We start from the raw sequence: 12,163 nt of genomic DNA, 5'->3' as shown, positions 1-12,163 counted from the left end.
AGTACTATCTCAACGAGCAGATGAAGGCGATCCAGAAGGAGCTGGGCGACGAGGAAGGCAAGGACGAACTCGGCGAACTCGAGCAGAAGATCAAGGACACCAAGCTCTCCAAGGAGGCCCGCGACAAGGCGCAGGCCGAGATGAAGAAGCTGCGCCAGATGTCCCCGATGTCGGCCGAAGCCACCGTCGTGCGCAACTACCTGGATTGGCTGATCTCCTTGCCCTGGGGCGACAAGTCCCGGATCAAGAAGGATCTGCCGCATGCCCAGGAGATCCTCGATGCCGATCACCATGGCCTGGAAAAGGTCAAGGAGCGCATCATCGAGTATCTGGCGGTGCAGCAGCGTGCCAACAAGCTGACCGGTCCGATCCTGTGCCTCGTCGGTCCGCCCGGCGTCGGCAAGACTTCGCTCGCCCGTTCGATCGCCAAGGCAACCGGCCGCGAATATGTGCGCATGTCGCTTGGCGGTGTGCGCGACGAGGCCGAGATCCGTGGCCATCGGCGCACCTATATCGGCTCGATGCCCGGCAAGGTCGTCCAGTCGATGCGCAAGGCCAAGAAGCAGAATCCGCTCTTCCTGCTCGATGAAATCGACAAGATGGGCCAGGATTTCCGCGGCGACCCGTCTTCGGCTCTCTTGGAGGTGCTGGATCCCGAGCAGAACTCGACGTTCAACGACCATTACCTCGAGGTCGACTACGACCTGTCGAACGTGATGTTCGTGACCACGGCGAACACGCTCAACATCCCGCCGGCCCTGCTGGACCGCATGGAGATCATCCGTCTCGCTGGCTACACGGAAGACGAGAAGGTCGAGATCGCCCGCAAGCATCTCATCCCTTCGTCCGTCCAGAAGCATGGTCTGAAGGCACGCGAGTTCTCGATCGATGACGAAGCCCTGCTCAACCTGGTGCGCCGCTATACCCAGGAAGCCGGGGTGCGTAACCTCGAGCGCGAGATCTCGAACCTGACCCGCAAGGCCGTCAAGGACATCCTGATGTCCAAGAAGAAGAGCGTGAAGGTGACCAACACGGTGCTCGAAGACTATCTCGGGGCCCCGCGTTATCGCTACGGCCAGGCCGAGCTCGAGGACCAGGTCGGCGCGGTCACGGGGCTGGCCTGGACCGAAGTCGGCGGCGTGCTTCTGACCATCGAAGCGGTCATGATGCCCGGCAAGGGCAAGATGATCGTGACGGGCAATCTGAAGGATGTCATGCGCGAGTCGATCTCCGCGGCTGCCTCCTATGTCCGCTCGCGCGCCATCGACTACGGCATCGAGCCGCCGCTGTTCGACAAGCGCGACGTGCATGTGCATCTGCCGGAAGGCGCAACGCCCAAGGATGGCCCCTCTGCCGGCATCGCCATGGCGACCGCCATGGTGTCGGTGATGACGGGCATCCCGGTTCGCCGCGACGTCGCCATGACCGGCGAGGTCACGCTGCGTGGTCGTGTGCTGCCGATCGGTGGCCTGAAGGAGAAGCTGCTTGCTGCATTGCGGGCTGGCATCAAGACTGTTCTGATCCCCGAAGAGAACGCCAAGGACTTGGCCGAGCTCCCGGACAATGTGAAGAACGGCCTCGAACTGGTGCCCGTCTCCCGGATGGAAGAGGTTCTGCGCAGGGCGCTGGTGCGCATGCCCGAACCCATCACCTGGGACGAGGACAAGAACGCGCCTCCGCCGGCCAAGGTCGGGGATGACAGCAACACTGTCGTCGCCCACTGACGCTGAAGTGATCTAAGAGCGGCCGTGCTTCGACAAAGGCACGGCCGCTTTCTTTTGCCTTGCGAAGCGCGCGCAAGCACAATAGACAGAGGCCCTGCGTGGATCCCCGCGATCGGGGGCGGTTAGCTCAGTTGGTAGAGCATCTCGTTTACACCGAGAGGGTCGGCGGTTCGAGCCCGTCACCGCCCACCATTCATTGAATATTCAGAGCCGTTGATCTGTGCGTAGCGCGCGCTCAGCGCCTGCCTGATGCTAACTGGCGCGGTGCCAGCCGTTGTTCCTGCCGGTGTACCTCGATCGAGTCCAGGCCCTTGTCGAACAAGGCCGGGTCGCCTTCCAGATAGGTGGCCGCCCAGATCTCCGCCTCGACGAGATCATCGAAAATCGGTGCATCCGGCAATGGTTCGACGTGAGCGCCGCGGCGTTTCATGATGATGAACTGGGTCATTCGAGTCGTCCTGAATAGTGCATTCATCAATGAAATGCGCAGCGAGGCGCGGGGTTCCACGGCGAGGCCGTTTCAGATTCCCGCCGGTCGGGCGTCACTTGTCGAAATCGATGCACGGCGTCTCTAAGTCCTATTGGGTTGGGAAGATCGGCGCGGGGCCGGATCGGATTGACATCGGACCGATGCTGAACTAAGCGATCACGGCCTGCTGATTTGAGCGGAAGGTTTTATGTCAGAGCTTGTGGGAAACCGCTGACCGTCTCGATTTGACGAGACATGAGAAAGCATTGCGAGGCACTGCAGCCGGATCGGGCGCGTGCGCAGGCGATGCTTGTCATGGTTTCTGCGACAGGCTCCACCATCATGAATATCTCACGGGGCGAGCAGCGTGTGCTGCACGTGCTGGCCCAGGGCGGGCATATCCGTCATCACCGCGGCGATAGTGGCCGCATCCACCATGTCGACTGCTTCACCCGCGACGGCCATCGTCTGGCCGATTGCACGCTGGAGACATTCGGGAAACTCCACCGCAAACGGCTGATCGAATCTCACGCCTCCGGTCCCTACCGCATTTCGCGCAAGGGGCGGGAGAGCGTGCGCGCGCAGGCCGATAATCGCTGAATAGGGGAAAAACCATGCAGATCCGATCAGAACGTGCCGATGACATCGATACCATCCGCGCGATTACCAAGGCGGCCTTCGAAGGAAAGCCATATAGCAGCCAGACGGAGGCGGCGATCGTCGACGCCTTGCGGGCGGCCGGAGCCTTGACTTTGTCCCTGGTGGCGGAAGAAGACGGCGAGGTCGTCGGTCATGCCGCCTTCTCGCCCGTCACCATCGAGGGCGCTTTCCGGCAATGGTATGGGCTGGGGCCCGTATCGGTGCGGCCGGATCGCCAGAAGGGTGGTATTGGCCGGGCGCTGATCGAAGCAGGCCTGGCCCATCTTCGTCGGCAAAAGGCAGAAGGCTGCGTCGTAGTGGGGAATCCCGCCTATTACGGCCGCTTCGGTTTCAAGAATGAAGCGCAGCTTTGCTTTCCCGGCCTGCCACAGGTCTATTTCCAGTGCCTGGCCCTCGGGGCCGATACGCCGCGCGGAAACGTGGCCTACCACCCGGCTTTCGACGCGAAATAGTGGATCCGTCCGCTGCGATTGAGGCGTGGCGGACGGTCTTTCAGGCTCCGAAAGAGGGCCAGGCTTCGTCCGCCGGCGCGATCACCGCCGGCGGACGGGGCCATTCGATGGTGAAGGCAGGATCGTCATAGCGATAGCCGCGGGCATGGCCCGGAACATATTTGCGGCCCATGCCATACAGCACGTCCGTTCCTGCTTCGAGCGTCAGGAAGCCGTGGGCACAGCCCTCTGGGATATAGAGCTGGTGAAGGTTGTCGGCGCTCAGATCTGCGCCGATCCATTCGCGAAAGGCCGGGCTGTCGGGCCTGAGATCGACCACGACATCATGGATCGCCCCCCGTGCTACCTGGACGAGCTTGGCCTCGGCGTGAGGCGGCTCCTGGAAGTGCATGCCGCGCAGGGTGAAGGCCTTGTCGTTGCGCGACAGATTGGTCTGCACAGGCGTGAAGGCGATGCCGGCTGCGGCGAACTCGTCCGGGCAATAGGTCCTGGCGAAGAAGCCGCGATCATCACGCCGCGGTTCCGGCTTGATCAGGAAGCAGCCTGGGATCCGCGTTTCGCTGAAGATCACGGCGTGAGCCTGATGCTGGGCACGGCCGTCACGAAGGAACTGCCCGATGGCATCAAGGGGCGCGTCTGCTCCATCACCTCTTCGGCGATGTTCCAGGGCAGGATGACGAGATAATCCGGCGCTATCTCGCTGATCTTATCGGGCGAGAGGATCGGAATCTGGCTGCCGGGCAGCAGGCGGCCCTGCTTGGCCAGGGACCGATCGAAGACCGCCACGATATCGGCAGGGCCGACGCCACAGAAGTTCAGGAAAGTGTTGCCCTTGGCGGCGGCGCCGTAGGCGGCAATGGTCTTGCCGGCCGCCTTGGCCTCGGCCAGGAAAGTGAGGAAGCCACGCTTGACCTCGGCGACCTTGGCGGCAAAGCCTTCATAGCCCGCCAGGGTGTCAAGACTGGCGGCGTGCTCCTTGGCGCGCAGGGCGTCGAGCCGCGCCGAGGGCTGGTGGCTGGAAGCAATCGGCGCCGCGAACAGGCGCAGGGAACCGCCATGCGTCGGCAGTTCCTCCACATCGATCGCCTTGAGGCCCACGGCGGCGAACACCTTCTCCACCGTCACCAGCGAGAGGTAGGAAAAGTGCTCGTGATAGATGGTGTCGAACTGCACCTTCTCGATCAGATTGAGTACATGCGGGAATTCGAAGGTGACGACACCTTCGGGCTTCAGCAAGGTGGCGAAGCCGCCGACGAAGTCGCGGATGTCGGGGACATGGGCGAGCACATTGTTGGCAGCCATGAGGTCGGCGCGCTTGCCTTGGCCGACCAGTCGGCTGGCGGTTTCGACACCGAAGAAAGCGACCTCGGTATCGATGCCCTTGGCCCGGGCCGTTTCGGCGACGTTGGCGGCTGGCTCGACGCCGAGCACGGGCACACCCGCGGCCTTGAAATGTTGAAGGAGGTAGCCGTCATTGGAGGCGACCTCGACCACCAGGGCGTCAGCGCCGAGTTTGAAACGCTCGATCATTGCGTCCGCATAGCGCTTGGCATGCGCGACCCAGCTGTCCGAATAGGAAGAGAAATAGGCATAGTCGGAGAAGATGGCGTCCGGCGGCACGGAATCGTCGACCTGAACCAGCAGACAGCTCGGGCAGACGCGCGCATGCAGTGGAAAGCTGCGCTCGGGATTGCTGTCGTCGGGCAGGCGGTAGTCATTGGCGAGCGGCATCGAGCCGAGATCGCACAAAGTGGTCGTCAGCGGCGTGGCGCAGAACCGGCAATGGGGAAGCGTGGACGTGGCAGCGGTCATGGCAGCGGTCTCAGGGCGTCGAGAAACGGGAGATCTGGTCGAGGGTGAAGGCATGCATGTCCTGGCCGGCTGCCTCGGCAGCATACCATTGCGCCGTCCATTCCAGGCTGGACGGGCCGGCGAGGCGGTCCTGCCAGCCGAGCAGTCGGCGGGCAAGGTCCGAGTTGACCGTCAAGGCTTTCATCTCGATGGACCCGGGTACCGGCTTGTGCACCCAGTCCGGCTTGCGGCCGAGTGCCTGGAAGACGGCATCTGCCACGGCCGAGACGGGCAGGGGGCGGGACGGATCGGGGCCGAAATTGAGCGCGCGCGGCGTGTCGGCGACCGAGGCGAGCCGCTCGGCATAGATCAGATAGCCGTTGACGCAGTCCAGCACATGCTGCCAGGGGCGCGTCGCTTCAGGATGGCGCAGTTCGAGCGGCCGGCCGCTGCGCACGGCGCGTACGATGTCGGGGACGAGCCTGTCGGCCGAATGGTCGCCGCCGCCGATGACGTTGCCGCCACGTGCGGTAGCGACCGGCACCGCTGCCTTGTCGAAAAAGGAGCGGGCATAGGCATAGGTGACGATCTCGGCCGCCGCCTTGGAGGCGGAATAGGGGTCCTTGCCGCCGAGCTTGTCGTCCTCGCGGAAAGCCGATCCCTCTTCCTGGTTGAGATAGACCTTGTCCGAGGTCACCGCGAGAATGCAGGCAAGGCCGGGGCGTGAACGCAGGGCCTCGAGCAGATGGACGGTGCCCATCACATTGGATCCGAAGGTCTCGATCGGATCGGCGAGGGAGCGCCTCACCAAGGCCTGGGCGGCGAGATGCAATACGATCTGCGGCTGTGCCGCCTCAACAGCCTCGCGCACAGCCTCGGCGTCGCGCAGATCGCCCAGGACCGAGCGAACGGCACTGTTCACGCCGGCTGCGGCGAACAGCGGCTGGTCGGCCGCCGGCGGCAGTGCAAAGCCGGTGACTTCGGCCCCCAGCCGATGCAGCCACAGGGCCATCCAGCTTCCCTTGAAGCCGGTATGGCCAGTTAGAAGCACCTTCTTGCCCCGCCAGAAGGCGGGTGAAGGCAATGCGCCTGCGGCGAGTGCCTCGCTCACGGCCAGACCTTCCAGGGCGCCTTGCCCTGTGCCCACAATTGCTCGAGATGGTTCTTGTCGCGCAGGGTATCCATGGGTTGCCAGAAGCCGCCATGACGGTAGGCCATCAGGTCGCCGGAGGCGGCCAGGGCCTCGAGCGGGGCGCCTTCCCAGGAGGTCTGGTCCGTCTCGATCAGATCGACCACGCTCGGCTCCAGCACGAAGAAGCCGCCATTGATCAGCGCATTGTCGCCCGGAGGCTTTTCAATGAAGCGCGTGACCTTGTCGCCCTCGAGCGACAGGGAGCCGTAGCGGCCGGGAGGGATCACACCGGTCAGCGTGGCGCGCTTGCCGTGCTTCTTGTGGAAGGCGATGAGGGCGCCGATGTCGACATCGGCGACGCCGTCGCCATAGGTGAAGCAGAAGGATTCGCCCGGCGTCAGGAAGGGCGCAACCCGCCTGAGCCGGCCGCCCGTCATGCTGGTCTCGCCGGTATCCACCATGGTGACGCGCCAGGGTTCGGCCTTCTGATTGTGATAGATGACCTCGTTCTTCTCGGCGTCGATCGTCACATCCGCATTGTGCAGGAAGTAATTGGAGAAATACTCCTTGATCATATAGCCCTTGTAGCCCAGGCAGATCACGAAATCGTTGATGCCGTAATGGCTGTAGATCTTCATGATGTGCCAGAGGATCGGCCTGCCTCCGATCTCGATCATCGGTTTGGGGCGCAGATGCGATTCTTCGGAAATGCGCGTGCCCATGCCGCCGGCGAGAATGATTGCTTTCAAGGTCTGATCCGATAGACAGAGGGTGGTGGCGCGGCTATAGCCGCTTGGCTGTTCAATGGCAATCAAACGGCAGAAATGGCCCGCGTCAAATCCGGATTTCGAAAGCGCTTCAATATCCGCTACTGGCGCTGGCTGCTGGCGCGGGCGACCATTGGCCGGATCGGCCCGCTGCGGCGGCGTTTTTCCTTCTATCCACGCGGGGTCGATCCCGGGATCGCCGCGGCACTGGTCATCGAAGACCGCAAAACCGAGATGGCGACCGCATTCACGCCGGAGGAAAGCACCTTCGTGCGGGACCGGTGCTGGCCCTATGACACATTGGCGCGCCAGTGGACGGGCGGTATCACGGTTCCAGTGCAAGAGCTGGCCGTGACGGTGAAACCGGCCGAGCTGCTCGGCCATGTCAGCCGCATTTTCGCACCTCGCCAGCAGGGCGTGGTGATCCGCGACGTGCAATGGGTCAATTGGAACTTCGCCAGGGCCAAGCGGCTCCGGGCCCTACCCGCCCTTTCCGGGCGTTGTCATCTGCTGGCCCGCACGGACAACTACTACCATGCGCTCTTCGAGGATCTGGTGCCGGTGGTCGACTATCTCGAGCGCTTTCACCCCAGGGACATGCCGCTCACCTTGCTGCTACCGCCTTCGCGCCTGGAAAGCCTGAATCTGGGCTGCGCCTTGCTCGAGCAAGCCTATCCGGGCGTGCGCGTGGTCGCCATGCCGGACGATGCCAAGGTGGCGGTCGAGGAGGCGCTGTGGCTTTCCTTCGATGCCGGCAACGCCGAATGGAGCTTTGCCGATGCCGCTCCGGTACGGCGGCTGGCCGAGCTCTTCCGGGCACATTACCGGGTGGAGCCCGGTGGCGGGCGGCGCATCTTCTTTTCGCGGGGAGGCAGCAAGATCCGGCGCCTGCTCAACGAAGAGGCGCTCTGGGACATTGCAAAGGCTCATGGTTTCGAACGCTTCGAGGCCAGGGGCGACAATCATGCCGAACAGGTTCGGCTGTTCTCCCAGGCCGATGTGGTTGTTGGCGTGCATGGCGCCGGGCTCGGCAATCTGGCGTTCTGCCGCCCCGGAACGCAGGTCATCGAGCTTTTTCCCGGGAATTTCACCAAGAGCACCTATCTATGGCTCAGCAAGCGCCTTGGCCTCGACTATGGCTGGCTCATCGGCGAGCCGGGCGACTACGATCAGGCCTTCGCGCTGAATGAAGACTTGCTGCGCGACATGCTCGAGAAACTTGCCGCTCCTTCCTGAAAATTCCACCGACCTCGGCCTGATCTGTGCCGGCGACTTCTTCATATTCAAGGGACTGATCGGCTCCTGAGCCCGTTCAGATCTCGATCTCAGTTCCGAACTGCACCACCTGCGGCGCCGGGATGCGGAAATAGGAGGCGGAGCGCTCGGCATTGCGCTGGAGCATGGCGTAGAGCACCTCGCGCCAGAAGGCCATGCCCGCGATCCTCTTGGAGGGGATGATCGTCTCGCTCCCGATATAGAAGGAGATCTCGGCGAGGTCGAAGCCCGAGATCAGGCCTTGCGAGATGGCCAGCCGCATGCCCTTGAGCACGTCGGGTTCCTCCATGAAGCCGAAGCGCAGGATGATGCGCTCGAAACCGGGGCGAAGGGAGGTCACCGTCACGCGGTCCCTGTCCTTGACGCGAGGGATTTCCGCGCCCTGCACGGTGACCAGCAGCACGCGTTCGGGAATGGCGCCGGTGTGGCGCAAGAAAATACTCAGCGAGAGGGGCATGCCGACGGCGGCCGAGCTCAGGAAGGCAGCCGTGCCCGGCAGCCTCGTGGGGCGCTGGGTTTTCATCGCCGCGAAGAAGGTGGTCTCCTCCACGCGCAGATGCTTGCGGGCCTGTTCGGCCAGGATCTGGCCGCGGCGCCAGGTCAGCATCAGCATGGCGACGAAGATGGCCAACAACAGCGGATACCAGCCGCCCTCGAAGAGCTTGACGCCATTGGCGGCGACGAAGATCAGGTCGACGACGAAGAAGGCGCCGTTGACCAGGATGACGAGGAAGAGATTGTAACCCCAATGCCGGGCCACCAGGGCCGCCAGCAGCGTGGTGATCGCCATCAGCAGGGAAACGGCGACGCCATAGGCGCCCGCCAGCGCCGCAGACGAGCCGAAGCCGAGCACGGCGCCGAGCGTGGCGATGCACAGCAGCCAGTTGACCAGCGGGACGTAGATCTGGCCGAATTCCCGATTGTCGGTCTGCTTGATGGTGAGGCGCGGGAGCAGACCAAGTTGTATGGACTGGCGCGCCAGCGAAAAGGCCCCCGATATGATGGCCTGGCTGGCGATGACGGTGGCTACCGTCGCAAAAATGATGACCGGGAAATGCAGCCAGTCGGGTACCAGGTTGTAGAACGGATTGGAGGCGGCGGCAGGATTGCCGAGCAGCAGGGCACCCTGGCCGAAATAATTGAGGACCAGGGCGGGCAGGGCGATCGTGAACCAGGCCACGCGGATGGGGTTTCGGCCGAAATGCCCCATATCGGCATACATCGCCTCGCCGCCGGTGACGGCGAGGAAGGCCGCTCCCAGGATGGCAAAACTGACGGCCGGATTGGCCGTGACCAGGAAATGCAGCGCCACGAACGGATTGAGGGCGGCGAGGATGGCAGGGTTCCGCACGATGCTCGCCGCGCCCAGCAGGCCGATGAGGACGAACCAGGCCAGCATGACCGGGCCGAAGAAGCGGCCGATCATGCCGGTGCCATAGCGTTGGACCATGAACAGGACCAGGAGGATCGCGACGGTCAGCGGCACCACGATATGGACCAGGGACGGCGTGGCGACTTCCAGTCCCTCGATGGCGCTGAGCACCGAGATGGCTGGCGTGATGGCGCCGTCGCCATAGAGCAGCGCGGCGCCCACCAGGCCGATGATCAGGAAGATGACATGGCGACGGCCTTCGCGGCGGCCGCTGCCCCCCAGAATGGCGAGCAGGGCGACAATGCCGCCTTCGCCCTTGTTGTCGGCGCGCAGGATCAGGATCGCATATTTCAGGGAGACGATCAGGATCAGGGCCCAGAAGATCACCGAGACGACACCTGTCACGATCCAGGCCTGTCCGGCGCCGCCATCGCCGCTGGCGCTGATGGCCTGTGCGAAGGCGTAGAGCGGGCTGGTGCCGATGTCTCCATAGACGACGCCGAGCGCCGCCAAGGCCAGTCCAGGTGAAAAACGAGATCCGTTAGCGCCCGCCGCAGTCGTCATCACCATCGCCCCGTGAGCGTTCGGGAAATATGCGATTGATGGCAGATTGTCGCACGTGGTCAAGGATGCCGAAGGTGTTATGCGGAGCTAACGAAGCATTTGTGCTGGCTAGGGCTTCGCCGATATGGTCCGCCCATGCAGTCATCCGTTTCTCCCCCTCGTTATTTTCTCGGCGTGCAATCCTCCTTCACCGGCAAGGCCTGGCGGGAAAGGCTGGATGCGCAAGGGCAGATGCAGGCCATGACCCTGGCCCAGCGCTCCGGCCAGCCCGACCTGCTGGCGCGCATCCTTGCCGGCAGAGGCGTGACGGCCGAGGAGGCCGACGCCTATCTGGCTCCCACCCTGCGCCACTACATGCCCGATCCCTCACGCCTGACCGACATGGACAAGGCGGCTGAACGGCTGGCCGATGCCGTGATGGCGCGCGAAAGCATTGCCATTTTTGGTGACTACGATGTCGACGGCGCCACCTCCTCGGCGCTGCTTGCGGGCTGGCTGCGCGAGGTCGGCGTGCCGGCGCGAATCCACATTCCCGATCGAATCTATGAAGGCTACGGTCCGAACGAGGAGGCGATTCGGCTGTTGCGGGCCGAAGGCGCCAGCCTGCTGGTGACGGTGGACTGCGGCACGACCAGCGTCGATGTCCTCGGCAAGGCCGCTGAGCTCGGCTTCGAGACCCTGGTCGTCGACCATCACCAGGCCGGCGAGGCGCTGCCGCCGGCGGTGGCGGTGGTCAATCCCAACCGCCTCGACGATCTCTCCGGGCAGGGGCATCTATGCGCCTGCGGCGTCACCTTCATGCTTCTCGTCGCCGCGAGCCGGAGCTTGCGCAAGCGTGGCTGGTGGCGGGAGCGACCCGAGCCGGACCTGATGGCGCGCCTCGATCTGGTCGCCTTGGGAACGGTGGCGGATGTGGTACCGCTCAAGGGCCTCAATCGGGCCTTCGTAGCGCGGGGCCTGGCCGTCATGCGCCAGCGCCAGCGGGCCGGCCTGCGCGCTCTGATGGACATGGCCCGCCTGGACGGGCCGCCGCGGCCCTATCATCTCGGCTTCCTGCTCGGGCCGCGCATCAATGCGGGCGGGCGTATCGGCGATGCCGCTCTCGGAGCAAGGCTGTTGATGAGCGAGGACGGCGAGGAGGCGGCTTCGATCGCCGCGACATTGGACCGGCTCAACAGGGAGCGCCAGACGGTCGAGGCCGTCATGCTGGAGGAGGCGTTGGCGGAGGCCGTCGCGGCCCTCGGCCTCGAGGAGACGGGCGCGACGGTGGTGACGGCCTCGCGAAATTGGCACCCCGGTGTCGTGGGCCTGGTGGCTGCCCGCCTGAAGGAACGCTTCGGCCGGCCTGCCTTTGCGATCGCCTTCAACAAGGATGGGGTCGGCACCGGATCCGGGCGCTCGATCGGCGGCGTCGATCTGGGCAAGGCTGTAAGGCAGGCGGTAGAGCGCGATCTCATCGTCAAGGGCGGCGGCCACGCCATGGCCGCGGGCATCACCTTGGGGCAGGACCAGCTCGGTGCCTTCCGAGCCTATCTGGAGGCGGAACTCGCATCGGCTGTCGAGACGGCGCGGGCAGATGCGGCCCTGGAGATCGACGGCGCGCTTGCCGCCGGCGGCGCGACCACCGGCCTGATCGAGATGCTCGAAAAGGCCGGCCCGTTCGGTCAGGGCAATCCCGAGCCGGTGTTGGCGCTGCCGGGCCACCAGCTCGCCTTCGTCGATACCGTCGGCGAGGCGCATTTGCGCCTGCGCCTCAAGGCGCATGATGGCACCATGCTCGACGCCATCGCCTTCCGGTCGGTCGGGCAACCCCTGGGCGACGGCCTTGTCGGCCATCGTGGCAAGGCCGTGCATGTCGCAGGCACCTTGAGCGTCGATCGCTATGGCGGGCGCGAGCGCGTGCAATTGCGGGTAATCGACGCGGCGCCCGCCAATGGCTGACAGGAGAGCAGTTCTG

Annotated in this window: 11 protein-coding genes and 1 tRNA gene; 6 read left to right on the top strand and 6 right to left on the bottom strand. The window is 64.3% G+C overall.

The genetic code is table 11. The features are described from left to right. Window positions 1-1,724, top strand: a 1,724-nt coding sequence (gene lon / locus QM672_RS06640) for an endopeptidase La (RefSeq protein ID WP_415081412.1), incomplete at its 5' end; no start/stop codon positions are given. A gap of 116 nt (window positions 1,725-1,840) precedes the next feature. Further along, window positions 1,841-1,916 (top strand) — tRNA-Val (locus QM672_RS06635). 43 nt (window positions 1,917-1,959) lie between these two features. On the opposite strand, the gene QM672_RS06630 is transcribed toward QM672_RS06635, so the two are convergent. Continuing rightward, window positions 1,960-2,172, bottom strand: coding sequence for a hypothetical protein (locus QM672_RS06630; protein WP_068296300.1), 213 nt, complete (start codon window positions 2,170-2,172; stop codon window positions 1,960-1,962). Between the two features lie 363 nt (window positions 2,173-2,535). Between QM672_RS06630 and QM672_RS06625 the strand changes: the two genes are divergently transcribed. Next, a complete protein-coding gene (locus QM672_RS06625; RefSeq protein WP_068296378.1) occupies window positions 2,536-2,793 on the top strand; it encodes a YjhX family toxin in 258 nt (85 codons plus the stop codon). Between the two features lie 14 nt (window positions 2,794-2,807). After that, entirely contained in the window at window positions 2,808-3,305 is a 498-nt protein-coding gene (locus QM672_RS06620) for a GNAT family N-acetyltransferase (RefSeq protein WP_415081410.1), read from the top strand. A gap of 40 nt (window positions 3,306-3,345) precedes the next feature. Here QM672_RS06620 and QM672_RS06615 read toward each other — a convergent pair whose 3' ends face one another. The 4 genes from QM672_RS06615 to rfbF are packed head-to-tail and all read right to left on the bottom strand — an operon-like array spanning window position 3,346 to window position 6,977. After that, window positions 3,346-3,876: a dTDP-4-dehydrorhamnose 3,5-epimerase family protein gene (locus tag QM672_RS06615; RefSeq protein ID WP_415081408.1), complete on the bottom strand. Its 531-nt coding sequence runs from the start codon at window positions 3,874-3,876 to the stop codon at window positions 3,346-3,348. Beyond that, window positions 3,873-5,117, bottom strand: coding sequence for a methyltransferase domain-containing protein (locus tag QM672_RS06610; protein ID WP_415081406.1), 1,245 nt, complete (start codon window positions 5,115-5,117; stop codon window positions 3,873-3,875). Before QM672_RS06610 ends, QM672_RS06615 begins: the two co-directional genes overlap by 4 nt. 10 nt (window positions 5,118-5,127) lie before the next feature. After that, window positions 5,128-6,207 carry a CDP-glucose 4,6-dehydratase gene (gene rfbG / locus QM672_RS06605; RefSeq protein ID WP_311934868.1) on the bottom strand — a complete coding sequence of 360 codons (1,080 nt, stop codon included), beginning with the start codon at window positions 6,205-6,207 and terminating at the stop codon, window positions 5,128-5,130. After that, complete coding sequence (gene rfbF / locus QM672_RS06600) at window positions 6,204-6,977, bottom strand: glucose-1-phosphate cytidylyltransferase (protein ID WP_394308568.1); 774 nt, start codon at window positions 6,975-6,977, stop codon at window positions 6,204-6,206. The genes rfbG and rfbF overlap by 4 nt, the downstream gene beginning before the upstream one ends. Before the next feature lie 75 nt (window positions 6,978-7,052). Here rfbF and QM672_RS06595 point away from each other — a divergent pair, with 75 nt between their 5' ends. Next, the gene (locus QM672_RS06595) at window positions 7,053-8,231 is read left to right on the top strand and encodes a glycosyltransferase family 61 protein (protein ID WP_415081403.1); all 1,179 of its coding nucleotides are present in this window, start codon (window positions 7,053-7,055) and stop codon (window positions 8,229-8,231) included. A gap of 76 nt (window positions 8,232-8,307) precedes the next feature. Here the strand turns inward: QM672_RS06595 and QM672_RS06590 are convergent, their stop codons facing one another. Beyond that, window positions 8,308-10,206 carry a potassium transporter Kup gene (locus QM672_RS06590; RefSeq protein ID WP_311934862.1) on the bottom strand — a complete coding sequence of 633 codons (1,899 nt, stop codon included), beginning with the start codon at window positions 10,204-10,206 and terminating at the stop codon, window positions 8,308-8,310. Window positions 10,207-10,341: 135 nt separating this feature from the next. Here QM672_RS06590 and recJ point away from each other — a divergent pair, with 135 nt between their 5' ends. Continuing rightward, window positions 10,342-12,147, top strand: a complete 1,806-nt coding sequence (recJ, locus tag QM672_RS06585; protein WP_415081400.1) for a single-stranded-DNA-specific exonuclease RecJ — start codon at window positions 10,342-10,344, stop codon at window positions 12,145-12,147. Window positions 12,148-12,163 lie beyond the last annotated feature (16 nt).

The sequence above is a fragment of the Labrys sp. (in: a-proteobacteria) genome (genome assembly GCF_047605565.1).
Taxonomy (GTDB): Bacteria; Pseudomonadota; Alphaproteobacteria; order Rhizobiales; family Labraceae; genus Labrys; species Labrys neptuniae.
The sequence above is the reverse complement of the archived record's forward strand: the minus strand, read 5'-3'. Positions and strand labels throughout refer to the sequence as shown.

Excerpts from the sequence above, each read along its gene's own strand:
- QM672_RS06590 (WP_311934862.1), bottom strand. The coding sequence starts at position 10,206 with ATGACGACTGCGGCGGGCGCTAACGGATCTCGTTTTTCACCTGGACTG.
- QM672_RS06595 (WP_415081403.1), top strand. The coding sequence starts at position 7,053 with ATGGCCCGCGTCAAATCCGGATTTCGAAAGCGCTTCAATATCCGCTAC.
- QM672_RS06610 (WP_415081406.1), bottom strand. The coding sequence starts at position 5,117 with ATGACCGCTGCCACGTCCACGCTTCCCCATTGCCGGTTCTGCGCCACG.
- recJ (WP_415081400.1), top strand. The coding sequence starts at position 10,342 with ATGCAGTCATCCGTTTCTCCCCCTCGTTATTTTCTCGGCGTGCAATCC.
- QM672_RS06625 (WP_068296378.1), top strand. The coding sequence starts at position 2,536 with ATGAATATCTCACGGGGCGAGCAGCGTGTGCTGCACGTGCTGGCCCAG.
- QM672_RS06620 (WP_415081410.1), top strand. The coding sequence starts at position 2,808 with ATGCAGATCCGATCAGAACGTGCCGATGACATCGATACCATCCGCGCG.
- QM672_RS06630 (WP_068296300.1), bottom strand. The coding sequence starts at position 2,172 with ATGACCCAGTTCATCATCATGAAACGCCGCGGCGCTCACGTCGAACCA.